Source organism: Brachybacterium horti, assembly GCF_054777615.1.
This window is the reverse complement of record NZ_BAAHAM010000003.1, coordinates 64,344-86,468: the sequence shown is the minus strand read 5'-3', so window position 1 is coordinate 86,468 and position 22,125 is coordinate 64,344. Positions and strand designations below refer to the sequence as shown.

23 protein-coding genes are annotated in these 22,125 nt (G+C 73.5%); 17 read left to right on the top strand and 6 right to left on the bottom strand.

Annotated elements, in window-relative coordinates; translation table 11 throughout:
• Window positions 1-111: 111 nt before the first annotated feature.
• The gene (locus ACYVAP_RS09830; RefSeq protein WP_498860509.1) at window positions 112-1,197 is read right to left on the bottom strand and encodes an ABC transporter ATP-binding protein; all 1,086 of its coding nucleotides are present in this window, start codon (window positions 1,195-1,197) and stop codon (window positions 112-114) included.
• A 191-nt stretch (window positions 1,198-1,388) separates the two neighbouring features.
• Here ACYVAP_RS09830 and ACYVAP_RS09825 point away from each other — a divergent pair, with 191 nt between their 5' ends.
• Complete coding sequence (locus ACYVAP_RS09825; protein ID WP_498860508.1) at window positions 1,389-2,084, top strand: peptide deformylase; 696 nt, start codon at window positions 1,389-1,391, stop codon at window positions 2,082-2,084.
• A 94-nt stretch (window positions 2,085-2,178) separates the two neighbouring features.
• Window positions 2,179-2,919: a hypothetical protein gene (locus ACYVAP_RS09820; protein WP_498860507.1), complete on the top strand. Its 741-nt coding sequence runs from the start codon at window positions 2,179-2,181 to the stop codon at window positions 2,917-2,919.
• Between the two features lie 110 nt (window positions 2,920-3,029).
• Here ACYVAP_RS09820 and ACYVAP_RS09815 read toward each other — a convergent pair whose 3' ends face one another.
• Entirely contained in the window at window positions 3,030-3,542 is a 513-nt protein-coding gene (locus ACYVAP_RS09815; RefSeq protein ID WP_137771073.1) for an inorganic diphosphatase, read from the bottom strand.
• Window positions 3,543-3,609: 67 nt separating this feature from the next.
• Here ACYVAP_RS09815 and ACYVAP_RS09810 point away from each other — a divergent pair, with 67 nt between their 5' ends.
• From ACYVAP_RS09810 to ACYVAP_RS09740, 15 genes are all read left to right on the top strand, one after another.
• Window positions 3,610-5,010 carry a D-alanyl-D-alanine carboxypeptidase/D-alanyl-D-alanine-endopeptidase gene (locus ACYVAP_RS09810; RefSeq protein ID WP_498860506.1) on the top strand — a complete coding sequence of 467 codons (1,401 nt, stop codon included), beginning with the start codon at window positions 3,610-3,612 and terminating at the stop codon, window positions 5,008-5,010.
• Window positions 5,010-6,092, top strand: a complete 1,083-nt coding sequence (tilS, locus tag ACYVAP_RS09805; RefSeq protein ID WP_498860505.1) for a tRNA lysidine(34) synthetase — start codon at window positions 5,010-5,012, stop codon at window positions 6,090-6,092. The genes ACYVAP_RS09810 and tilS overlap by 1 nt, the downstream gene beginning before the upstream one ends.
• A 50-nt stretch (window positions 6,093-6,142) precedes the next feature.
• Entirely contained in the window at window positions 6,143-6,697 is a 555-nt protein-coding gene (gene hpt / locus ACYVAP_RS09800) for a hypoxanthine phosphoribosyltransferase (RefSeq protein WP_137771070.1), read from the top strand.
• A 1-nt stretch (window position 6,698) separates the two neighbouring features.
• Complete coding sequence (gene ftsH / locus ACYVAP_RS09795) at window positions 6,699-8,774, top strand: ATP-dependent zinc metalloprotease FtsH (protein WP_264449499.1); 2,076 nt, start codon at window positions 6,699-6,701, stop codon at window positions 8,772-8,774.
• A gap of 1 nt (window position 8,775) precedes the next feature.
• Window positions 8,776-9,339: a GTP cyclohydrolase I FolE gene (gene folE / locus ACYVAP_RS09790; RefSeq protein WP_264449498.1), complete on the top strand. Its 564-nt coding sequence runs from the start codon at window positions 8,776-8,778 to the stop codon at window positions 9,337-9,339.
• A 15-nt stretch (window positions 9,340-9,354) separates the two neighbouring features.
• Window positions 9,355-10,218 (top strand): dihydropteroate synthase, encoded by an 864-nt coding sequence (gene folP, locus ACYVAP_RS09785; RefSeq protein WP_413541870.1) that lies wholly within the window; start codon window positions 9,355-9,357, stop codon window positions 10,216-10,218.
• Window positions 10,215-11,114: a 2-amino-4-hydroxy-6-hydroxymethyldihydropteridine diphosphokinase gene (gene folK / locus ACYVAP_RS09780; RefSeq protein ID WP_264449496.1), complete on the top strand. Its 900-nt coding sequence runs from the start codon at window positions 10,215-10,217 to the stop codon at window positions 11,112-11,114. The genes folP and folK overlap by 4 nt, the downstream gene beginning before the upstream one ends.
• Entirely contained in the window at window positions 11,111-11,617 is a 507-nt protein-coding gene (locus ACYVAP_RS09775; protein ID WP_498860504.1) for a DUF3180 domain-containing protein, read from the top strand. The genes folK and ACYVAP_RS09775 overlap by 4 nt, the downstream gene beginning before the upstream one ends.
• Window positions 11,618-11,705: 88 nt before the next feature.
• On the top strand, window positions 11,706-12,323 hold the full coding sequence (locus tag ACYVAP_RS09770) for a PH domain-containing protein (RefSeq protein ID WP_264449494.1): 618 nt from the start codon (window positions 11,706-11,708) through the stop codon (window positions 12,321-12,323).
• Window positions 12,320-13,996 carry a PH domain-containing protein gene (locus tag ACYVAP_RS09765; protein WP_498860503.1) on the top strand — a complete coding sequence of 559 codons (1,677 nt, stop codon included), beginning with the start codon at window positions 12,320-12,322 and terminating at the stop codon, window positions 13,994-13,996. Before ACYVAP_RS09770 ends, ACYVAP_RS09765 begins: the two co-directional genes overlap by 4 nt.
• Window positions 13,993-14,898, top strand: coding sequence for a Rossmann-like and DUF2520 domain-containing protein (locus ACYVAP_RS09760; RefSeq protein ID WP_498860502.1), 906 nt, complete (start codon window positions 13,993-13,995; stop codon window positions 14,896-14,898). Before ACYVAP_RS09765 ends, ACYVAP_RS09760 begins: the two co-directional genes overlap by 4 nt.
• The gene (gene panC, locus ACYVAP_RS09755; RefSeq protein ID WP_264449491.1) at window positions 14,895-15,755 is read left to right on the top strand and encodes a pantoate--beta-alanine ligase; all 861 of its coding nucleotides are present in this window, start codon (window positions 14,895-14,897) and stop codon (window positions 15,753-15,755) included. Before ACYVAP_RS09760 ends, panC begins: the two co-directional genes overlap by 4 nt.
• Window positions 15,756-15,798: 43 nt before the next feature.
• Window positions 15,799-17,307 (top strand): lysine--tRNA ligase, encoded by a 1,509-nt coding sequence (lysS, locus tag ACYVAP_RS09750; RefSeq protein WP_498860501.1) that lies wholly within the window; start codon window positions 15,799-15,801, stop codon window positions 17,305-17,307.
• 1 nt (window position 17,308) lies between these two features.
• Complete coding sequence (locus ACYVAP_RS09745) at window positions 17,309-17,518, top strand: hypothetical protein (RefSeq protein WP_264449489.1); 210 nt, start codon at window positions 17,309-17,311, stop codon at window positions 17,516-17,518.
• A gap of 111 nt (window positions 17,519-17,629) precedes the next feature.
• Entirely contained in the window at window positions 17,630-17,959 is a 330-nt protein-coding gene (locus ACYVAP_RS09740) for a histone-like nucleoid-structuring protein Lsr2 (protein ID WP_137771058.1), read from the top strand.
• 89 nt (window positions 17,960-18,048) lie between these two features.
• On the opposite strand, the gene ACYVAP_RS09735 is transcribed toward ACYVAP_RS09740, so the two are convergent.
• Genes ACYVAP_RS09735 through ACYVAP_RS09720 form a run of 4 tightly spaced genes read right to left on the bottom strand, consistent with a single transcriptional unit; the run spans window position 18,049 to window position 22,116 of the window.
• Window positions 18,049-18,984, bottom strand: a complete 936-nt coding sequence (locus ACYVAP_RS09735) for an aldose 1-epimerase family protein (protein WP_498860500.1) — start codon at window positions 18,982-18,984, stop codon at window positions 18,049-18,051.
• Entirely contained in the window at window positions 18,981-19,754 is a 774-nt protein-coding gene (locus ACYVAP_RS09730; RefSeq protein ID WP_498860499.1) for a LutC/YkgG family protein, read from the bottom strand. The genes ACYVAP_RS09735 and ACYVAP_RS09730 overlap by 4 nt, the downstream gene beginning before the upstream one ends.
• Window positions 19,751-21,334, bottom strand: a complete 1,584-nt coding sequence (locus ACYVAP_RS09725; RefSeq protein WP_498860498.1) for a lactate utilization protein B — start codon at window positions 21,332-21,334, stop codon at window positions 19,751-19,753. Before ACYVAP_RS09725 ends, ACYVAP_RS09730 begins: the two co-directional genes overlap by 4 nt.
• Window positions 21,331-22,116 carry a (Fe-S)-binding protein gene (locus ACYVAP_RS09720; protein ID WP_137771054.1) on the bottom strand — a complete coding sequence of 262 codons (786 nt, stop codon included), beginning with the start codon at window positions 22,114-22,116 and terminating at the stop codon, window positions 21,331-21,333. The genes ACYVAP_RS09725 and ACYVAP_RS09720 overlap by 4 nt, the downstream gene beginning before the upstream one ends.
• Window positions 22,117-22,125 lie beyond the last annotated feature (9 nt).

Below are 22,125 nucleotides of genomic sequence, written 5' to 3'. Positions count from 1 at the left end.
CCCCCAGGTCGGGGTCCCCTCGCACGGGTGACGCCAGGACGGGCGGCCCGAGGACGGACGACGGGCGCCCGGCCGGTGGCCGGACGCCCGTCGTGGACGAGTCCTGGGAGGTCAGTCGCCGAGGCGCTGGCCGGACTTCACGTCGAACAGGTGCAGGTGGCCCTGCTTGGGGCGGAAGTACACCGTCTCGCCCTTCATCGGGGGGCGGCGGCCGTCGACGCGGGCGATGACCGGCTTGGCGGTCTCGTCGGCGCCGGCGAGGCGGCCGTAGACGTAGGCGTCCGCACCGAGCTCCTCGACCACGTCGACCTCGACCGCGAGGCCCTGGCCGTCACCGACGAGCTCGAGGTCCTCGGGGCGCACACCCACGGTCACGGAGGACTCGTTGGTGTCGGAGAGGGTGGTGCGGTCCACGGGGAGGGTCGCGCCGCCGAACTGCACGCCCTGGTCCGTCAGCTTCTCCTCGATGAGGTTCATCGCGGGGGAGCCGATGAAGCCGGCCACGAACACGTTGTCCGGGTGGTCGTACATGCGGCGGGGGGTGTCGATCTGCTGGAGCACGCCCGCGTTGAGGACGGCGACGCGGTCGCCCATCGTCATGGCCTCGGTCTGGTCGTGGGTGACGTACACCGTGGTGACGCCGAGACGACGCTGCAGCGAGGCGATCTGGGTACGGGTGGACACACGCAGCTTCGCGTCGAGGTTCGAGAGCGGCTCGTCCATGAGGAACACCTGGGGCGAGCGGACGATCGCGCGGCCCATGGCGACACGCTGACGCTGACCGCCGGAGAGCGCCTTCGGCTTGCGGTCGAGGTACTCGGTGAGGTCGAGGATCGCGGCCGCGTCCTCGACGCGCTTGCGGATCTCCGCCTTCGGGGTGCCCGCGATCTTCAGCGCGAAGCCCATGTTGTCCGCGACGGTCATGTGCGGGTACAGGGCGTAGTTCTGGAAGACCATCGCGATGTCGCGATCCTTCGGGGGGACGTCGGTGACGTCGCGGTCGCCGATGAGGATGCGACCCGCGTCGATCTCCTCGAGACCGGCGAGCATGCGCAGCGAGGTGGACTTGCCGCAACCCGAGGGGCCGACGAGGACGAGGAACTCGCCGTCGCCGATCTCGATGTTGAGGTTGTCCACGGCCGGGCGCTCCTGGCCCGGGTAGACGCGCGAGGCGTTGTCGAACGTGACGGTAGCCATGGTGATTCCCTTCACCGGCAGGTACGTGCCGGACGATCCGTTGTGAAGTAGTACTGCTCAGTGCTCACCGGTACTCCGCAGGATCGCGTGGTGCTTCCCTGCACCGGCAGGGCGAGTGTAGCCCATCTCTCCTGTGACAGGGACCACCGTTCGCCGAGGTGGGGAGCGGGTCGGGGCCGCATACTTGTCCCGTGGACATCTCCGATCTCGCCCGCCGCCTCCTCGACCGTCGCGACAGTGCGGACGCGCCCCTGCGCATCGTCCAGACGGGGCACCCCGCGCTGCGCCGCCGCGCCGCGGGCGCCGTCGCACGTCTCGACGCCGGTCTCGCCGAGCTCCTCCCCGAGCTCGCCGACGCGATGACCCTGACCATGCGCGAGGCGCCCGGGGTCGGGCTCGCCGCCCCGCAGATCGGCCTGCCGCTGCAGATGGTCGTCGTCGAGGACCGCTACGCCGGCGACGAGGACGACGACGACCTCCTCGAGCGCCGCCCGCTCGCCCTGCGAGCCCTGCTCGACCCCGCCGTCGAGCTGCTCGGCACCGAGCAGGTCTACGCCTGGGAGGGCTGCCTCTCCGTGGACGGCTTCAGCTCGATCGTCCCCCGCTCCCGGCGCGTGCGTCTGCGCGCGACGGAGCTGCTGCCCACCGGTGAGCTGCGCGAGGTCGACGAGGAGCACGCGGGCTGGACCGCCCGCATCCTCCAGCACGAGACCGACCACCTGCACGGCGTGCTCTGCCACGACCGATCGGTCCCGCGCTCCTTCTCGGACAACGCCTACGTCCCCCGCCTCGCCGAGCTGCCCGAGGCCGTGTGGCGCCTGGGCCTGACCGGGGACATCGAGCGCCTGGGCGACGGCGAGGTCGTCGTCGACACCGCCCGCCGCTGAGGACCGGCGCCGCCCCGGACCGCGCCGCGCAGGGCGGTCCCGGGCTCTCCGGGTAGGTTGTCCCCGTCCCACCACCGACGGAACGGAGCACCCGGTGACCTCGACCGACAACACCCCCGCCCAGATCCCCGCGGAGGAGGGCGACAGCGCGCTCGACGAGCGCTGGATCGCCGGGCTCGACTCCGCGATCGCCGCGCAGGCGCCGCTCGCGCGCCGCTACGTCGCGCACCTGCGCGCCGCGCACCCCGAGGCGGACCGCGCGGAGCTGCTGCGCATGATCTCCCGCCGCTTCACGCTGCTCGCGACCGCGAGCGGCGCCGGGATCGGCGGCGCCGCCGCCCTCCCCGGCATCGGCACGATCGCGGCGATGGGACTGACCGTCGGCGAGGGCCTCAGCTTCGGCGAGGCCGCGGCCTTCGCGATGCTCGCGACGGCGGAGATCCACGAGATCGACATGCGCGACCGCAACACGCGCCGGCTCGTGCTCATGGCCGTCCTCAGCGGGGAGCGCGGCGAGCAGATCATCGCCCGTGCGATGGGCCGCTCCGGCCACCAGTGGGGGAGCGTGCTCGCCGGCGGCGGAGTCGTCCCCTCGCTCGTGACGAAGCAGGTCTCGAAGTACGTGCGGCGCCGCGTGCTCTCCCGCAGCGGCAGCCTCTGGCTGGGCCGGCTGCTCCCCTTCGGGATCGGCGCCGTGATCGGCGGGGCGGGCGCCCGCGCCGTCTCCCGCAGCGTGGTCTCCGCCCTCGAGGACATCTTCGCCCAGGCCGTCACCGTCCAGGGCGAGACCGTCGAGGGGACCGCGCCGGACGAGGTCGACGCCCGCCGGCTCTGACCCCCGCAGGGCGTCCCCGCGCGACGTCCCGCCCCGACGGCGAAGGGCCCCGGATCACAGGATCCGGGGCCCTTCCGCTCGGTCGGGGCCGTGCCCCGGACGCGCCGCGCTCAGTCGACGCGCGTGAACTCGTTCTCGTGCTCGGTGCCGACGGCGCGCTCGTAGGAGCGGCGGATCTCGGCCTCGGCGTCCGAGCGGCCCTCCCAGTGGGCGCCCTCGACGCTCTTGCCCGGCTCGAGGTCCTTGTAGACCTCGAAGAAGTGCTGGATCTCCAGGCGGTGGAACTCGGAGACGTCCGTGAGCTCCTGACGGCGCACCTGGCGGCGGTCGCCCACCGGCACGGCCACGATCTTGTCGTCGCCGCCGGCCTCGTCGCGCATGCGGAACATGCCCAGCGCACGGCAGCGGATCAGACAGCCCGGGAAGGTCGGCTCCTCGAGCAGGACCAGGCAGTCCAGCGGGTCGCCGTCCTCACCGAGGGTGCCCTCGATGAACCCGTAGTCATCGGGATAGCGGGTGGCGGTGAACAGCATCCGGTCCAGCCGGATGCGACCGTTGTGGTGATCCACCTCGTACTTGTTGCGGTTCCCCCGGGGGATCTCGATGGTCACGTCGAATTCCACGACTGCCGCTCCATTGCTCCTGGCCCAGCGGGCTCTCGTACTGACCTCGACACTCTATCGTGGGGGAATGGTCTCCGAGCGCATATGGCGGAACACGGCGATCGCGCTGTGCGCGGCCGTCCCGCTGAGCTTCTACGTGGTGGGCGACCTCGCCGACGCCTTCCCGGGGGTCCTCACGACCGCCTCCTCCGGGAGCGGTCAGGAGGCCGGCCCGCGTGCCGTCGCCGAGGACGACGAGCGCGTCACGGTGCTCGCCCCGAGCGGCGGGATAGCGCCGAGCGTGGACCCGGAAACCTCCGCCGACCTGGCCTCTCGTATGGACGAGCACGCCTCCGAGCCGGTGGTCGACGGGAACCTCGCCTACAGCGTCGTGGACGCCGAGTCCGGTGAGGTGATCGCCGAGCGCGACGCCGGGACGGCCCGGGTGCCCGCGTCGACCCTCAAGCTGCTCACCGCCGCCGCGCTGCTGAGCGAGGTGGACCCCGGGGAGACCCTGACCACACGGGCCCTCGTGAGCGACGGCACTGTCGTGCTGCAGGGCGAGGGTGACATGACGCTCGACGACGGCGACCTCCGCACACTCGCGGAGGGTGCCGCGGGGCTGGCACGGGAGCAGGGGAGCGGCACCGTCCGGCTCGCCGTGGACACCTCCGCGATCGAGGGCGGGCAGAACCCCGCATGGGGGAGCAACGGGACCGCGGGCGGCTGGGTCACCCCGACCGCGGCGATGGCTCTGGACGAGGGGTGGCTCGACGGCGAGGAGTACGGACCCAAGTCCACCGATCCCGTCGGGGACGTCGCCTCCCGCTTCGCCGAGCTGCTGGGGGAGCAGGGGGTGGACGTGGAGGGGTCCGTCTCCGAGGGGACCGCGCCGGAGGGCGCCGCCGTCGTCGAGGTCGAGTCCGCGCCGCTCTCCGAGATCGTCCGCCACACCCTCCAGATCTCCGACAACACGACCGCCGAGCTGCTCGGCCACCTGCTCGCCGCCGCCCGCGGCGAGCCGACCACGCCCGAGGGGGCGGCCGCCGCCCTCACCGACGGGGTCCGCGAGCTGGCCGCCGAGGTCGGTGTGCCCTCGAGCGACCTCGACGACCTCGTGATCCGGGACGCCTCGGGCCTCTCGACGCAGAACCGGGTCCCGCCCGCCCTGCTCGCCGCCGTGCTCGGCGAGGTCGCCTCGGGCGGCGTGCCGGCCCTCACCCCGATCCTCTACGACGTGCCGATCGCCGGGCTCTCCGGGACCCTCGCCGAACGGTTCTCCGAGAAGGAGGCGAGCACCGCCCGCGGCCTGGTGCGGGGCAAGACCGGCTACCTGGGCGGGTCCTCGGCGCTCGCGGGGACCGCCGTCCTCCCCGACGGCCGGACCGTCGGCTACTCGATCGTCGTCCACGGCTTCGACGGCTCGCGCGCCGCGGAGGCCCGCGCCGCGGCGGACGCCGTCGCCGCCGAGCTCGTCCAGGGCGAGTGATGGCCGGACCGCCGCCCGTCGTCGCCCGCGCCCGCACGGCCGTGCGGCTCGCGCTCACCGAGCGGATCGAGCAGCTCGCCGACGACACCGACGCCGCCCGCTACACCCCGACACTCGTCGTGGGGCTCAGCGGCGGGGCGGACTCCCTCGCCCTGCTCGCCACGACGGTCTGGGTGGGGCGCCGCATGGGGCTCGGGACCCTCGCCGCGATCGTCGACCACGGCCTCCAGGAGGACTCCGCGGGCGTCGCCGAGCGTGCGCGGGTCCAGGCGGAGGACCTCGGCGCGGAGGCGATCGTGCTGCGCGTCGACGTGGACCTCACGAGCGGCGGCGGCGTCGAGGCCGCCGCGCGCACCGCCCGCCACGACGCGCTGGACCGACTCGTCGAGGAGCGCGGTGCGCTCGCGCTGCTGCTCGGCCACACCCTCGACGACCAGGCCGAGCAGGTGCTCATGGGCCTCGCCCGCGGCGCCGGGCCCCGCGCACTCGCCGGGATCCCGCGCCGCCGCGGCGCGATCCTGCGACCGTTCCTCGGCAGCGGCCGCGACGAGAGCACCTGGCTGCGCCGCGCGGACACCGAGGAGATCTGCCGCGTGCACGAGCTCGAGTGGTGGGAGGACCCGATGAACGCGGACGAGTCCCTGCTCCGTGCCCGCGTGCGCCACCGGGCGCTCCCGCTGCTGCGGGAGCTGCTCGGCGTGCAGATCGATGAGAACCTCGCCCGCACCGCCGAGCTCGTGCGCCCCGACGCCGACCATCTCGACGCCGAGGCCGAGGAGCTGCTCGCGGCCCTCACCCGCGACGGCGGCGAGCTCCGGGAGGAGCGGGACCTGCTGCTGCTGGACGTGCACGCCCTCGCCGCCGCCCCGACCCCGCTGCGCACCCGGGTGCTGCGCGACGCCTCGCGCCGTGCGGCGGCCGCCGCGGGCACCTCCTCGGGCAAGTCCCTGCTGCGCCGGCAGGTGCTCGCCGCGGACTCCCTGACCGTCACATGGCACGGTCAGGCAGCGGTGCCCCTTCCGGGTAGGATCGAGGTCGCTCGTCGCGACGGAATGCTGGTATGGCGAAGGGGTGACCCCTGAGGACCTCGAGCCGCGGCGACCGCACCCACGCACCCACGGAGGAGACCCGCGTGCCCCAGACGCACATCCACCCCGACGTCGATCGCGTGCTGCTGACCGAGCAGCAGATCGCCGATCGGCTCGCCGAGCTCGGCCGGCAGATCGCCGAGGACTACGCGGACGAGCCCCCGATCATGGTGGGCGTGCTCAAGGGCGCCGTCATGGTCATGGCGGACCTCGCCCGCGCGACGGACCTCAGCGTCGAGATGGACTGGATGGCCGTCTCCTCGTACGGATCGGGCACCAAGTCCTCCGGCGTCGTCCGCATCCTCAAGGACCTCGGCGCGGACATCTCGAACCGCCACGTGCTCATCGTCGAGGACATCATCGACTCGGGGCTCACGCTGAAGTGGCTCCTCGCGAACCTGCGCTCGCGCGGCCCGAAGTCCGTCGAGATCGCGACCCTGCTGCGCAAGCCGGACGCCGCGAAGGTCGAGATCGACGTGCGCTACCTCGGCTTCGACATCCCCAACGAGTTCGTCATCGGCTACGGGCTCGACTACGCGGAGACCTACCGGAACCTCCCCTACGTGGGCGTCCTCAAGCGCTCGGTCTACGAGGGCTGACATGGCGAACGACCCCACCACCTCCCGGTCCGGGCGGCGCAAGCGCCCGTTCACCTCCATCGCGATCTGGGTGGTGGTGGCGCTGCTGGCCGGCATGGTCCTGTTCACCTTCCTCGGTCGGGACGGCTACCAGCAGGTCGACACCGAGCAGGGGCTCGAGCTGCTCAAGGGCGGCACCGTCGAGCAGGCCAAGATCATCGACGGCAACCAGCAGCGCGTCGACCTCGTGCTCACCGAGAACTACAAGGACGGCGACGAGGACAAGGGCAAGAAGGTCCAGTTCTCCTACGTCACCGCCCGCGCGGACGACGTCGTCTCCGCCGTCACCGCCGCGGATCCCGAGAAGGGCTACACCGACGAGATCGCCACCAGCTCCTGGTGGTCCACCCTTCTGGTGTCCTTCCTGCCGCTGCTGATCTTCATCGGCCTGTTCTGGTTCCTCATCATGAACGCCCAGGGCGGCGGCGGCCGGGCGATGCAGTTCGGCAAGTCCAAGGCGAAGCTGTTCAACAAGGAGTCCCCGAAGGTCACCTTCGCGGACGTCGCGGGCGCCGAGGAGGCCGTCGAGGAGCTCGACGAGATCAAGCAGTTCCTCGTGGACCCGGGCAAGTACCAGGCCGTGGGCGCCAAGATCCCCAAGGGCGTGCTCCTGTACGGCCCTCCCGGCACCGGCAAGACGCTCCTCGCGCGGGCCGTGGCCGGCGAGGCGAACGTGCCCTTCTACTCGATCTCCGGCTCCGACTTCGTGGAGATGTTCGTGGGTGTCGGCGCGAGCCGTGTGCGCGACCTCTTCTCGACGGCGAAGGAGAACGCCCCCGCGATCATCTTCATCGACGAGATCGACGCCGTGGGCCGCCATCGCGGCGCCGGCATGGGCGGCGGCCACGACGAGCGCGAGCAGACGCTGAACCAGATGCTCGTCGAGATGGACGGCTTCGACGAGAACCAGAACGTCATCCTCATCGCTGCCACCAACCGCGTGGACATCCTCGACCCGGCGCTGCTGCGCCCGGGCCGCTTCGACCGCCAGATCGCGGTCGAGGCGCCCGACCTCAAGGGCCGCCTGCACATCCTCACCGTGCACGCGAAGGGCAAGCCGCTCGCGCACGACGTCGACCTCGAGGCCGTCGCCCGCCGCACGATCGGCATGTCCGGTGCGGATCTCGCGAACGTGCTCAACGAGGCCGCACTGCTCACCGCCCGCTCCGGCAACCAGATCATCGACAACCGGGCGCTGGACGAGGCGATCGACCGCGTCTCCATGGGCCCGCAGCGGTACTCGAAGGTCATGTCCGAGCGCGAGCGCCAGATGACCGCGTACCACGAGGGCGGCCACGCGCTCGTGGCGGCGGCCATGAACAACTCCGCCCCGGTCACCAAGGTGACGATCCTGCCGCGCGGCCGCGCGGGCGGCTACACGATGGTGGTCCCCACCCAGGACCGCAACTACCAGTCCCGCAACGAGCTGCTGGACCGCCTGGCCTACGCCATGGGCGGCTACGCCGTCGAGGAGAGCATCTTCCACGACGTCACCACCGGTCCCAGCTCCGACCTGCAGAACGCGACGAAGATCGCGCGCACGATGGTCACGCAGCTCGGCATGAGCGGGAAGATCGGCCAGGTCGCCCTCTCCGGCGACCAGGACGAGGTCTTCGTGGGCATGCAGCAGGGCCAGGGCCCCGCCTACAGCGCGGAGACGGCGAGCATCGTGGACCAGGAGGTCCGCGCACTGCTCGACAACGCCCTCGACGAGGCCTGGGCCGTCATCTCCGAGAACCGCGACGTGCTGGACCGGCTCGTCGAGGAGCTCCTGGAGAAGGAGACCCTCAACGAGCACGACCTCGCCGCGATCTTCGCGGACGTCCGCAAGCACCCGCGGCGCGAGGTGTGGCAGTCGGACACCGACCGCCCCGCCCTCGCCCCGCCGAGCGTCGGCGTGAGCACGACCGGCACGGGCACCGAGTCCCACGACGCCGGCGAGCCGCTGCAGCCCGGCGCGCCCGAGCTGCCCCATCCGGGCGGCGACGGCCCCGGGATCCCGGGCGCCCCCGGTCAGAGCGACGGGACGGGGTACTGAGATGCCGGTCGACCTGGACCGCGTCGCCGCCGGTGTCCGCGAGATCCTCGCGGGCATCGGGGAGGACCCCGACCGCGACGGGCTGCGCGACACCCCGGCGCGGGTGGCGCGCATGTACGCCGAGGTCTTCGAGGGACTCGACAAGGACGCGCACGAGCCGCTGTCCACGACCTTCGAGATCGACCACCAGGAGCTCGTGCTGGTGCGGGACATCCGCTTCCACTCGCTGTGCGAGCACCACCTGCTGCCCTTCCACGGCGTCGCCCACGTGGGCTACATCCCGGGGGACGGACGCGTGACGGGGCTGAGCAAGCTCGCCCGCCTCGTCCACGTGTACGCGCGGCGCCCGCAGGTGCAGGAGCGGATCACGACCCAGATCGCGGAGGCCCTCATGGAGGAGCTCGGCGCGGCCGGCGCGATCGTCGTCCTCGAGGCGGAGCACCAGTGCATGTCCATGCGCGGCGTGCGCGCCGAGGGCGCCCGCACCGTGACGAGCGCCGTGCGCGGTCAGCTGCGCGACGGCGCGACCCGCGCCGAGGCCATGAGCCTCATCCAGCGGGGCTGAGCCGTGGGCACGCCGGTGCGCCGACCCCGGGGGCTGCCCGCGTCCCTGGGGGAGGACCGCACCCTCGTCATGGGCGTCCTCAACGTCACCCCCGACTCCTTCTCCGACGGCGGCCACCACGACCGCTACGAGGAGGCCGTGGCCCACGCCCGGCTCCTCCTCGAGCAGGGCGCGGACATCATCGACGTGGGCGGTGAGTCCACCCGCCCGGGCGCTCCCCGCGTCGACGAGCAGGAGGAGCTGCGACGCGTGGTCCCCGTGGTCGCCGCCCTCGCCGCCGAGGGGGTCACCCTGAGCGTGGACACCATGCGCTCCTCCGTCGCCGCCGCCTCCGTCGAGGCCGGCGCGCTCATCGTCAACGACGTCTCCGCGGGCTCCGCGGACCGCGACATGGGCACCATCGCCGCGGGCCTGCGCACGCGACTGGGCACCCCGCCGGTGTTCATCGCGATGCACTGGCGCGGCCACAGCGACGTCATGAACGACCTCGCCGTCTACGAGGACGTCGCCGCGCAGAGCGCCGCCGAGCTCGACGCCCGCCTCGAGGCGCTCCGCACCGCAGGGCTCGAGGACGACTTCCTCGTCGCGGACCCGGGGCTCGGATTCTCCAAGACCGGTGACCAGAACTGGGAGCTGCTCGCGCACTGGGAGTCGATCGCCTCCCACGGCCTGCCCGTGCTCATCGGCGCCTCCCGCAAACGCTTCGTGGGGGCCCTCGACGTGGACCGCGACGCGGCGACGGCCGCGATCAGCGCCTACAGCGCGGAGCGCGGCGCCTGGGCCGTGCGCGTACACGAGGTGCCCGCCAATCTCGCGGCGGTGCGGGTCGGCGACCGCCTGCGCCATGCCCGGGGGACCCGACAGGAGGAGCGCGCATGAGTCTCGCCGCGTCCGAGCCCGCCCGCGACCGCATCGAGGTCGCCGGGATCCGCGCCTGGGGCCGCCACGGCGTGCTCGCCGAGGAGACGGAGCTCGGCCAGCAGTTCGTCGTGGACGTCGCCCTGCACGTGGACACCGCCGCCGCCGGCCGCAGCGACCGTCTCGAGCGGACCGTGAACTACGCCGAGGTCGCGCGGATCGCCCGCGAGGAGATCGAGGGCGAGCCCGTCGCGCTCGTCGAGACCCTCGCCGAGCGTCTCGCCGCCCGGGTGCTGGGGACGATCGGCGACCCCCTCGTGCGCCGCATCGAGGTGACCGTGCACAAGCCCGCGGCGCCCGTCGGCCTGCCCGTGGACGACGTGCGGCTGCGGATCGTCCGCGACGCCGAGCCCGTCGACGCGGTGCTCGCCGTGGGCACCAACCTCGGTGACCGCGAGGGGCATCTCGCGCGGGCGCTGGAGCTCCTGGACCGCACGCCCGGCGTCGAGGTGGACTGGACCTCCCCGGTGGTCGAGACCGACCCGGTGGGCGGGGTCGAGCAGGACGCCTTCCTCAACGCCGTGGTCGGCGTGCGCACCGCGCTCTCGCCCTTCGCGCTGCTCGCGCAGTGCCAGCGCCTCGAGCAGGACGCCCGCCGTGAGCGCCTCGTGCGCTGGGGCCCGCGCACCCTCGACGTCGACGTCATCGCCTACGGCGCGCACACGAGCGAGGACGAGGAGCTCACCCTCCCGCACCCGCGCGCCCGTGAGCGCGCCTTCGTGCTGGAGCCGTGGCGGCTCGCCCGGCCCGGGGCCCTGCTGCCCGGGCACGGCGAGGTCGCCGCCCTCGCCGCGGTCGCCCCCGATCGGGACGGCCTGCGCCCCGGTCCCGCGATCCCGGGGTACGCGCGCTCGTGAAGCCGCTGAGCATCCCGCTGCTGGTGCTGATCTGGCTGATCGGCACGGGCTTCGGCGCGCAGGTCCTCGACGTCATGGCGGCGCGCGGCCGCAGCGTCCCGGTCACGGGCTGGCTCACCACGGTCGTCGAGCTCGCCCTCATCGGCGTGCTGCTCGTGCACGGCCTCCCGCTGCGGCGCTACATGGCAGAGAGCCGGGACCGCGACGAGCACCCGACGGTCGCGCCGCGCCGTCATCAGATCGACCTGCCCACCGCCTACCGCACCGTGCTGATCGCCCGGGCCTGCGCCTACACGGGCGCGATCGTCGGCGGCCTCTTCTCCGGGCAGTCGCTGTTCCTCCTGGTCACCGGCACCGGCGATCTGTGGAGCGCGGTGGTGCCGAGCACCGCCGCGGCCCTCGCGGGCACTGCCCTGGGCGTTCTGGGCGTCGTCGTGGAGCGCTGGGGCACGCTGCCCCCGCAGGACGGCGAGGGCGGGGAGCGCGCGCACGTCGGGTCCTGAGCCGGGCGGCGACGGGGGCGACGTCCGTCGGAGCGTCCCTCGACCTCCGGGGAGCCCTGCGCCCCGGCATCGATGACACGATGTCCCCATGACCTCCTCGCCCGACGAGCCCACCGCGCCGCACGAGCCCCCCGCACCCGGCGAGCCCACCGCGCCGGTCGAGCACAGCACGCCGCACGGGACCGCCGCCGGGCACGAGCCCGCTCCGACGATCCGCGACGGGCGGCTGCTCGGCGTCGACGGGCTGCGCCCGGTCTCGCCCTCGCTCGTCCCCGCCCGCTACCTCGCGGCGATACCGGGGTACGTGATCGCCCTCGCCCTGGCCGTCGGCGCCGTCGTGCTCGCCGCGATCACCTCCTGGTGGTGGATCGCCGCGGTCGCCGTCGTGCCGCTCGCCGTGATCGTCCAGTCCCTGCTGCTCACCCCGCGCCGGGTGCGGGCGATCGGCTACCTCGACGGCGAGCAGGAGCTCGTGATCGCCCGCGGGATCATGTTCCGCACGGTCTCGACCGTGCCCTACGGCCGGGTGCAGTCCGTGACGATCGGCGAGGGGCCGATCGAGCGCCGCTACGGCCTCGCGACCCTCGAGCTCACGACCGGCGCCTCGGACGAGGCGCCCTCGCTGCCTGGCCTCCCGCGGGACGAGGCGGAGCGCCTGCGCGGCCTCCTCGCGGAGCGCGGCGTGGACCGGATGGCGGCGCTGTGAGCTCCGCGCTCCCTCCCGGGCACCGTCGCACCCATCCGCTGACCCCGCTCGTCACCGGATGGCGGATCGTGGTCGGCGCGGTCGCGGTGCTCACCGCGCAGAATCTCGCCGCCCTCGTGGGGGACTTCACCGTGCGACGGCTGCTGATCGGCCTGGGGGTCCTCGGGGCCGCGGTGGTCATCGGCGTCGTGGTCTCGGCCCTGTCGTGGTGGGCCACGAGCTACGGGGTGGACGAGGAAGGCGTGGTGCGCCGCAGCGGTCTGCTCAGCCGCACCCGGCAGTTCGCCCCGCGCGCCCGGATCGAGTCGGTCTCCCTCGAGCGTCCCCTCCTCGCGCGCCTGCTGGGCCTCGCGAAGGTGCGGATCGAGGTCGCCGGCGGCGGCGAGTCCTACCTCGACATCGCCTACGTGCGCTCCGCGGAGGCGGAGGACCTGCGCCGACGGATCCTCGAGGTCGCCGCCGGGACCGTGCCCGGGGCCGGACCGGCGACCGTGGACGGACCTGCGCCCGGGGCCGGGGGGTCGGCCGACGGCGGGCCCGCGGGCGCGACCGGAGCAGCCGGCGCGGAGACGTCGGGGACAGCGGCGGCGACGGCCCCGGGGACGCCCGTCGATCCCGGGGCTGCGCCGGCGACCGGAGCCGCGGCGACGTCGTCGCCGGGAGCACCCGATCCCGCGGACCGTCCCTCAGGGGAGCGGGACCTCGCCGCGAGGGCCCGGGCGATCCTGCACGACGGCGTCACCGACGGCGAGCTGATCGCCGAGATCCCCACCGAGCGCCTGGTCCGCTCCCTGCTGCGCGACAGCTCCTTCCTGCTGGGCCTCGCCGCGAGCGTCATCGGCCTGGGCGTGACGATCGCGCTCGCGATCTGGCAGGAGGGGCTCTCGATCGCCATCCTCGTGCCGCTGCTCCCCGCCGTGATCGCGGTCCCGCGCTACGTGTTCGGCCGCATCGAGAGCGGCTGGGGCTTCGTCTCCCGCGTCTCCGACTCCGGGCTGCGGATGCGCCGCGGCCTCGCGAACACCCGGGCGGACACGATCGCCCCGGACCGCATCCAGCGCCTCGAGCTGCGCCGGCCGCTGCTGTGGCGCGCCCCGCGCTGGACCGCCGTGACCGTCACCGTCGCGGGCATCGACGAGGACGAGGACGGCGGCGCCCGCAGCGTGCTCCCCGTGGGCACCCCGGACGAGCTCGCGTCGACCATCGGCCACCTCGCCCCGCCGCTGGGGACCGGCGACGACCTCGCCGCGCTCGAGCGGCTGCTCACCGCGCCCGCCCGGGAGCTGCCCGGCCTGCGCGCGCCGCACCCCCTGCAGTGGTACGCCCGGCGCACCGTCGTCACCGTCCTGCTCCCCGGCGCCGTGGTGCGCCGCAGCGGTCTCCTCGCCCGGCGGGTGCAGATCGTCCCCCGTGACCGCGTCCAGGAGCTCTCCGTGGGGGACGGCCCGCTCGCCCGCCGGCTCGGGAGCCTCGACCTCTCCGTCGCCGTCGCCGGTCACACGGTCGAGCTCGACGCCCTGCCGCGGGCCGACGCCCTCGTGCTGCACGCCGCCCTCGCCCTCGACGCCGCGACCGCGCGCCGCTACACCGAGCGCGACGGCTGGCCCGTCCCGCCGCTGGCCGCGGCCGCACCGGCCGCCTCCGGCGCATCGCGGACGGGGGAGGGGCGATGAGCGCCGACGCGCCCCGGCTCGGCATCGGCATCATCGGCGCGGGCCGCGTGGGCGCCGTGCTCGGTGCGGCGCTGCGCGCGGAGGGCCATGCGATCACCGGCGCCTACGCCGTCTCCGACGTCTCCCGCGAGCGGGCGGCGGAGCTCCTGCCCGGGGTGCCGCTGCTCGACGTGCCCGCGATCGTCGAGCGCAGCGAGCTGCTGCTCCTCGCCGTGCCCGACGACCAGCTGGGCCCGCTCGCCGCGGGCATCGCCGCGACGGGACTCGTGCCCGGAGGGCAGCTGGTCGTGCACACCTCCGGCCGCTACGGGACCGAGGTGCTCGCCCCGCTCGCCGAGGCCGGCTGCGCGACGCTCGCGATCCACCCCGCCATGACCTTCACCGGCACCCGCGACGACCTCCCGCGACTGCTCGGCTGCCCCATGGCGATCACGGCGAGCGAGCTCTTCGCCCCGATCGCCGCGGCGCTCGTGGTCGAGCTCGGAGGGGAGGGGTTCGTGCTCCCCGAGGGGGACCGCGCGCTCTACCACGCGGCCCTCGCCCACGGCGCGAACCACCTCGTGGTGCTCGTGGACCAGGCCCGCGAGGCGCTCGCGAGGATCGGGATCGAGGAGCCCGGGCATCTGCTGCGGCCCCTGCTCGAGGCCGCCCTGGACAACGCCCTGCGGCACGGCTCCGCCGCGCTCACGGGACCGGTGGTGCGCGGGGACGCCGGCACCGTCGCCTCCCACCTCGGCGCGCTCGACGACCTCGACGCGACCGCCCTGCCCGGTGATCCCGCGGACACCTCCGCCACCTACCGCGCCCTCGCGCGCGCCGCCCTGGACCGCTCGGGACTACCCTCCCTCACGGAGCAGCGGATCCGCGCCCTGCTCGAGGACCCCGACACGGAGGACGCATGACCCGCCCCGGCACCGATCGCACCACCGACCTCGTCACCACGAAGGCCGCCCTCCGCGAGGCCCGAGCGGCCCTGCCGGGGACCGTCGCGCTGGTCCCCACGATGGGCGCCCTCCACGACGGCCACCTCGCGCTCGTCGCCCGCGCCCGCGAGGTCGCGGACCACGTGATCCTCAGCGACTTCGTCAACCCCCTCCAGTTCGGCCCGGGGGAGGACTACGAGGCCTACCCGCGGGACCTCGACGCGGACCTCGCCGCCGTCGACGGGCTCGTGGACCTCGTCTTCGCGCCCTCGGCCGAGGAGATGTACCCCGTGCTGCCGCCGACCGTCTCGGTGAGCGCCGGCCGCGCCGGGACGCTCCTCGAGGGCGCCGCCCGTCCCGGGCACTTCGACGGGGTCGTCACGGTCGTCACGAAGCTGCTGACGCTCGCCGCGCCCGACGTCGCCGTGTTCGGCCGCAAGGACGCCCAGCAGCTCGCGATCCTCACCCGTCTCGTCGCCGACCTCGACCTCCCCGTGCGGATCGAGCCCGTGGAGATCCAGCGGGAGCCCACGGGCCTCGCCCGCTCGAGCCGCAACACCTATCTCTCCGACGCCGGCCGTGAGCGCGCCCTCGTGCTCTCCCGCACGATCACGGCGGCCCAGGAGGCCGCCCCCTCCGTCGGCGCCGTCCTCGGGACCCTCGCCGACGCGCTCGGGTCGGACGAGGCGGAGTGGGCCTATGCGCTCGCCGTGGACCCCGCGACCCTCGACCCGATCACCCCCGAGCACCGCGGGGAGGCCCTCGTCGTCCTCGCCGCCCGGGTCGAGGGCACGCGCCTGCTCGACGCGGCCGTGGTGTCGCTGACAGCACCCTGAGCTCACGGGTCCCGTCCGGGGTGGTCGTGGGACAATCGCGTCCATGAGCAACGAGACCCCCGCCGCCGAGCAGCCGGACACCTCCGACCAGATGGCGGTCCGCCGCTCCAAGCGGGAGCGACTGCTCGACCGCGGTGAGGAGGCCTACCCGGTCTCCGTGCCGGTCACCAGCACGATCGCGGCGGTCCGTGCCGAGCACGGCGAGCTCGAGGCCGGGCAGGAGACGCAGGTCGAGGTGGGCATCGCCGGCCGCATCGTCTTCCAGCGCAACACCGGCAAGCTGTGCTTCGCGACCGTCCAGGACGGCACGGGCGAGCGCATCCAGATCATGCTGAGCCTCGCCGAGGTGGGCGAGGAGCGCCTGACCCAGTACAAGGCGGACGTCGACCTCGGCGACCATGTGTTCTTCCACGGCCGCGTGGGCGCCTCCCGCCGTGGAGAGCTGAGCATCTTCGCCGATGCCTGGCAGATGGCCGCGAAGGCCGTGCGCCCGCTCCCGGTGCTCCACGCGGAGCTCTCCGAGGAGTCCCGCGTGCGCCACCGGTACGTGGACCTCATCGTGCGCCAGCAGGCGCGGGACACGGTGCGCCAGCGCGCCGGGCTCATGCGCTCGCTGCGCAGCTCCTTCGACCGCCGCGAGTTCGTCGAGGTCGAGACGCCGATGCTGCAGGTGATCCCCTCGGGTGCCGCGGCACGCCCGTTCGTGACCCACATGAACGCCTTCGACCTCGATCTCTACCTGCGGATCGCGCCGGAGCTCTTCCTCAAGCGCGCGGCCGTGGGCGGCCTCGAGCGCGTCTTCGAGATCAACCGGAACTTCCGCAACGAGGGCGCGGATTCCACGCATTCCCCGGAGTTCTCGATGCTCGAGGCATATCAGGCGTACGGGGACTACAACACGATCGGCGAGCTGACGCAGCAGCTCGTGCAGGAGGCCGCGGAGGCGGTCACCGGATCCCAGATCGTCACGCTCGCCGACGGCACCGAATACGACCTCTCCGGCGAATGGGAGAAGATCACCGTCTACGGCTCCCTCTCGGAATCCCTCGGGCAGGAGATCACCCCGGAGACCACCGTCGAGGAGCTGCGCGCGATCGCCCGCTCCCTCGATCTCGATCTCGACCACCCGAAGTTCGGTCACGGGAAGCTCGTCGAGGAGCTCTTCGAGCACCGCGTGGGCGACCACCTCCACGCCCCGACCTTCGTCCGGGACTTCCCGGTCGAGACGAGCCCGCTCGTGCGCGCGCACCGCGACACCCCCGGGGTCGTCGAGAAGTGGGACCTCTACGTGCGGGGCTTCGAGCTCGGCACCGGCTACTCCGAGCTCGTGGACCCCGTCATCCAGCGTGAGCGCTTCGAGCAGCAGGCGCGGCTCGCCGCACAGGGCGACGACGAGGCGATGCTCCTGGACGAGGACTTCCTCGAGGCGATGGAGTACGCCCTGCCGCCCACGGGCGGCATGGGCATGGGCATCGACCGCCTGCTCATGGCGATCACCGGGCTCGGGATCCGCGAGACGATCCTCTTCCCGCTCGTGAAGCCGGGGGCCTGAGATGGACAGCGGATTCTGGTACGAGGCGGGCTCCCTGCTCCCGCCCGTCGCCGTGGGGCTCGTGTTCTGGTTCGTGATGCGCGCGCTGCTGCGCTCGGACAAGAATGAGCGCGACGCCGAGAAGGCGGCGGAGAAGGAATACCGACTCCGCCACGGAATCGACGATCCCGATGCGGCCGACGGAACCGGAACGGCACGGAATTCCTCCTGAATTCGGCGCGGCGGTTGTGAATATTCGGCCACCGCGCACATAATGGTGCACGCCCATCGACCTCCACTTCTCACGAAGTCGGAGAACACTGTGTACCTAGGAGGTACCGACATGGCCCGGAAGACCTATGTGGAGCTCGTCGACGACATCGACGGCTCGACGGCGGAGCAGACGGTGAGCTTCTCGCTCGACGGCGTCTCCTACGAGATCGACCTCTCCGAGGAGAACGCCGCGAAGCTGCGCGAGGACATCGGCGAGTGGACCGCGAAGGCCCGCCGCGTGGGCGGTCGCCGCTCGACCACCCGCGCCGGCCGCGCCGCCTCCTCCGGCGACTCCGCCCGCATCCGCGAGTGGGCCCGCGAGAACGGCTACGAGGTCCCTGACCGCGGCCGCGTCGCCGCCTCGCTGCGCTCCGCCTACGAGGAGGCCCACCGCGACTGACCCGCGGTGATCCGAGAGCTCGGGCCCGTCACCCTCCGGGGGTGACGGGCCCGAGCTCGTCCTGCGGTGCGCCGCTCAGCGGCGGGCGGTCACCAGCCGCGGATCGACCAGGCCGCGGTGTGCTCCGCCGCCGGACGCAGCCGCACCACGTCGGTGCCGGAGCGGAAGGCGTCCGGCGGGCAGGTCATCGGCTCGGTCGCGAGCCCCAGACGGTGGTTCTCCGGCTCGGGGCGGTCCCCGGTGTGCAGCTGCAGCCACGGGCACTCCTCGCCCGCGCTGAGCTCGACGCCCGTGCCGCCCGGCGCGGTGACCGTCACGGTCAGCCGGCCGTCCTCGTCCCGTGCGAGATCCGTGAACGCGTGGTCGATGAAGAGGTCGCCGATCACGCGCGGCGACGAGAAGTCGAAGTCGGAGCCCGGGGCGACCGGGGCGGTGCCGGTGGGCAGCAGGCGGTCCTCGGTCACCGTGAGCACGGTCGCCGCGGCGACCTGCAGGGTCCAGGTGTCCAGCGGCTCCGGCCCCGCGACGAGGTAGGGGTGGGGGCACACGCCGTAGGGGGCGTCCGACGCACCGAGGTTCCGCGCGGTGACGGTGGTCGTCAGGCCCGTGCCCTCGTGCAGCGCGTAGCGCACCGTGAGCAGCAGGTGGAAGGGGTAGCCGGGGGTGGGGAACAGCTCGGTGCGCAGCACGAGCTCGTCCTCCCCGGGCTCGGCGACCGCGAACTCCTGGAAGGAGACCAGGCCGTGGAGGGCGTTGCCCCGCTCGACCTCGGTGATCGGGGTCTGCAGCTCCTGGCCGTCCCAGGTGTAGGCGCCGTCCCCGATGCGGTTCGGCCACGGGGCGACGATCGCCCCGCGGTAGTGGGCCATGGGGCCCTGCTCGGGGCTGCGGACCAGCAGGTCGCGGCCGCCGACGGTGAGCGACTCGAGGGTCGCGCCCACGGTCGAGACCTCGGCGCGGTACGGCCCGGCGGCGAGGGCGAGCAGCGCGCCGCGGTCGCGGGAGGCGGGGGAGGGGGCGGTCATCGGGAGGTCTCCTGGGAGGTCGGGGCGGAGGCGGAGGTGCCGTCCGGGGCGGGGGAGTCGGGCTCCGGCTCCGGCTCGGGGTCGACGAGGACGACGTGCAGCTGCCTGGGACCGTGGACGCCCTCGACGCGCTCGAGCTCGATGTCGCTCGTGGCGCTCGGCCCGGAGATCAGGGTCCAGGGGGAGGAGGGGTCCTCGCCCATGCGCTCGATGCCCTTGGGCACGCCGAGCACCACCTGGTCGGCCTGCACCACGACCACGTGGCGGTCCGGGACGAGGGTCAGCGCCCGGCGTCCGGAGAGGTCGTCGGAGCGCAGCACGAGGGTGCCGGTCACCGCGATCGCCGTGTGGCAGCCGGTGAGGACCGCGTCGATCACGTCGAGCTCACGGGGACCGGGGGTGCCGTCGTCGACCTGCACGGTCGAGGCGACCTGCGCGGTCCACCCCTCGGGGACGCCCGGGGGGACGATCACCGATCCGGCGCCGTCGAGCGCCTCGGCGATCGCGGCCGGGAGCTGCGAGGGCGTCGTGCGGTGCACGGTCGCGCGGTAGTCCGCGATCCGCTGGGCGAGCACGTCGCGCACCTTGGCGGGGTCCGTGGAGACCTCCTGGCGGTCGTCGGCCCGCTGGTAGTCGCGGGGGACGTCGGCCGCCTCGGTGACCGCGTCGCGACGGGGCACGTCGAGGGCGGCGCGGAGCCGCGCCATGATCTCCTCCTTGGCGCTCAGCCCCGGGGTGCGGACGGGGCGGGCGGCGGGCCTCGTGCTCATGCCTGGTCCTCCTGCTGCTCGTCGCCGTCGGTCGCGGGTGCGGCGCCCGCCCCCGGCGCCGATCCCGCGGCGCGCTGCTTCTCGTGCTGGTCCCACCAGGAGCGGAAGGACGGCCCGGGCTTGGGCAGGTCGCGGTGGTCGGTCCAGCCCGGGACGATCGGCAGCGCATGGGGCAGCGTGCCGATGTTCTTCCCCGGCATCACCTTCGCGAGCGTGCCCGCCGAGCGGACGGCGATGTCGTAGGCGCGGGGGGAGGACATGAGCCGGCTCGCGCCCTTCATCGACACGTCCCAGGCGCCGTGGAACTCGCCGCGGGTGCCGCGACGACGGTCGACGTCCTTCGCGCGGAGGTGCACGAGGATCGCGGGGATGTCGATCTTCACCGGGCACACGTCGTAGCACGCGCCGCACAGGCTCGAGGCGTACGGCAGGGTCGCCGAGGGGTCCTCCGCGTCCTGCACCCCGGTCATCTGCGGGGAGAGGATCGCCCCGATCGGGCCGGGGTAGGTCGAGCCGTACGCGTGGCCGCCGGCGCGCGCGTACACGGGGCACACGTTCAGGCAGGCGGAGCAGCGGATGCAGTGCAGCGCGGAGCGACCGTCCGGGTCCTCCAGCACCGCGGAGCGGCCGTTGTCGAGCAGCACCAGGTGGAACTCCTGCGGGCCGTCGCCCTCGCGCACGCCCGTGAAGAGGGTCGTGTACGGGTTCATCCGCTCCCCGGTCGAGGAGCGCGGCAGGAGCTGGAGGAACACCTCGAGGTCCTGGAAGCTCGGCACGACCTTCTCGATCCCCACGACGGAGATGAGGGTGCGCGGGAGGGTCAGGCACATGCGGCCGTTGCCCTCGGACTCGACGACCACGAGGGTGCCGGTGTCCGCGACGGCGAAGTTCGCGCCGGAGACCGCGACGGAGCCGGGGGAGTCCAGGAACTTCTCGCGCAGGTAGCGGCGGGCGGCGCCCGCGAGCTCGGCGGGGTCGTCGGTGATCGAGGGGTCGAGGTCCGGCATCGACTCGAGGAAGATCTCGCGGATCTGTGCGCGGTTGCGGTGGATCGCGGGGACCAGGATGTGGCTCGGGGTGTCCCCGGCGAGCTGGACGATGAGCTCGGCGAGGTCCGTCTCGATCGCGCGGATGCCCGCGTGCTCGAGGGTCTCGTTCAGCGCGATCTCCTGCGTGGCCATCGACTTGACCTTGAGGATCTCGCGGGCGCCGCGCTCGATCGCGAGGGAGGTGACGATCTCGCCGGCCTCCTCGGCGTCCCGCGCCCAGTGCACGGTGCCGCCGGCCGCGGTCACGGACTCCTCGAGCTGCTCGAGCAGCTCCGGGAGGTGATCGGTGACCTGCCACTTCAGGGCGCTGCCGGCGTGGCGGAGCTTCTGCCAGTCGCGCACCTCGCGCACCACGCCGGCGCGCTTGGCCTGGATCGAGGTGGTCGCGTGGCGGAGGTTGCCGCGCAGGACCTCGTCGGTCAGCTCCTCGCGGGCGGCGTCGGGGAACCCGCGGGTCCCGCGCAGCGTCGAGGAGGGGGAGGCGTGCTGCGGGCGCACCGCCGGCATGCCCAGGTTCACGGTCGCGCTCATGAGGCCCTCCCGAGGATCGTCTCCGAGGGCACGAACGGCTCCTCGCGGGTCGAGGCGAGGATCTGCGCGAGGTGCACGGGCCGGGGCGCCGCGCCCGTGCGGTGCAGCTTCCCGCCGATGTTCATGAGGCACGAGGCGTCGCCCGCGACGACGAAGTCCGCGCCCGTGCGCACCACGTTCGCGGCCTTGTCGGTGACCATCGCGTCGGAGGTCGCGTCGTTCTTCACGGAGAACGTCCCGCCGAACCCGCAGCAGGTGTCCGACTCCGGCAGGTTCACGACCTCGATGCCCTCGACGGCCCGCAGGAGCTTCAGCGGGCGCGGCCCCACCTTGAGCACGCGCATCGAGTGGCACGTCGGGTGGTAGGTGACGGTGTGCGGGAAGTAGGCGCCGACGTCGGTCACCTTGAGCACGTCCACGAGCAGCTCGGAGAGCTCGTAGGTCTTCGCGGCCACGCGGCCGGCACGCTCCTCGAGCTCGCTGTCCCCCTCGTGACGTGCGACGAGCGCGTGCTGGTCGCGGACGCAGCCGGCGCACGAGCCCGAGGGCATGACGATCGCGTCGACCTCGTCGAGCGCGGGCTCGAAGGTGTCCACGAACTGCCGCACCACGGGAGCGGCCTCGGTGTAGTAGCCGGTGTTCGTGTGCATCTGCCCGCAGCAGGTCTGTCGGCGGTCGAAGACCACCTCGTGACCGAGCCGTTCGAGCAGACGCACCGTCGACGCGGCGACGTCGGGCGCCATCACGTCCACCAGACAGGTGGTCATCAGCGAGATGCGCATGGGGATCCC

Excerpts from the sequence above, each read along its gene's own strand:
- ACYVAP_RS09760 (WP_498860502.1), top strand. The coding sequence starts at position 13,993 with ATGAGCGCCGACGCGCCCCGGCTCGGCATCGGCATCATCGGCGCGGGC.
- ACYVAP_RS09725 (WP_498860498.1), bottom strand. The coding sequence starts at position 21,334 with ATGAGCGCGACCGTGAACCTGGGCATGCCGGCGGTGCGCCCGCAGCAC.
- folK (WP_264449496.1), top strand. The coding sequence starts at position 10,215 with ATGAGTCTCGCCGCGTCCGAGCCCGCCCGCGACCGCATCGAGGTCGCC.
- ACYVAP_RS09730 (WP_498860499.1), bottom strand. The coding sequence starts at position 19,754 with ATGAGCACGAGGCCCGCCGCCCGCCCCGTCCGCACCCCGGGGCTGAGC.
- ACYVAP_RS09720 (WP_137771054.1), bottom strand. The coding sequence starts at position 22,116 with ATGCGCATCTCGCTGATGACCACCTGTCTGGTGGACGTGATGGCGCCC.
- folE (WP_264449498.1), top strand. The coding sequence starts at position 8,776 with ATGCCGGTCGACCTGGACCGCGTCGCCGCCGGTGTCCGCGAGATCCTC.
- ACYVAP_RS09810 (WP_498860506.1), top strand. The coding sequence starts at position 3,610 with ATGGTCTCCGAGCGCATATGGCGGAACACGGCGATCGCGCTGTGCGCG.
- ACYVAP_RS09745 (WP_264449489.1), top strand. The coding sequence starts at position 17,309 with ATGGACAGCGGATTCTGGTACGAGGCGGGCTCCCTGCTCCCGCCCGTC.
- ACYVAP_RS09830 (WP_498860509.1), bottom strand. The coding sequence starts at position 1,197 with ATGGCTACCGTCACGTTCGACAACGCCTCGCGCGTCTACCCGGGCCAG.
- ACYVAP_RS09740 (WP_137771058.1), top strand. The coding sequence starts at position 17,630 with ATGGCCCGGAAGACCTATGTGGAGCTCGTCGACGACATCGACGGCTCG.
- panC (WP_264449491.1), top strand. The coding sequence starts at position 14,895 with ATGACCCGCCCCGGCACCGATCGCACCACCGACCTCGTCACCACGAAG.
- tilS (WP_498860505.1), top strand. The coding sequence starts at position 5,010 with ATGGCCGGACCGCCGCCCGTCGTCGCCCGCGCCCGCACGGCCGTGCGG.
- lysS (WP_498860501.1), top strand. The coding sequence starts at position 15,799 with ATGAGCAACGAGACCCCCGCCGCCGAGCAGCCGGACACCTCCGACCAG.
- ACYVAP_RS09735 (WP_498860500.1), bottom strand. The coding sequence starts at position 18,984 with ATGACCGCCCCCTCCCCCGCCTCCCGCGACCGCGGCGCGCTGCTCGCC.
- ACYVAP_RS09770 (WP_264449494.1), top strand. The coding sequence starts at position 11,706 with ATGACCTCCTCGCCCGACGAGCCCACCGCGCCGCACGAGCCCCCCGCA.
- ftsH (WP_264449499.1), top strand. The coding sequence starts at position 6,699 with ATGGCGAACGACCCCACCACCTCCCGGTCCGGGCGGCGCAAGCGCCCG.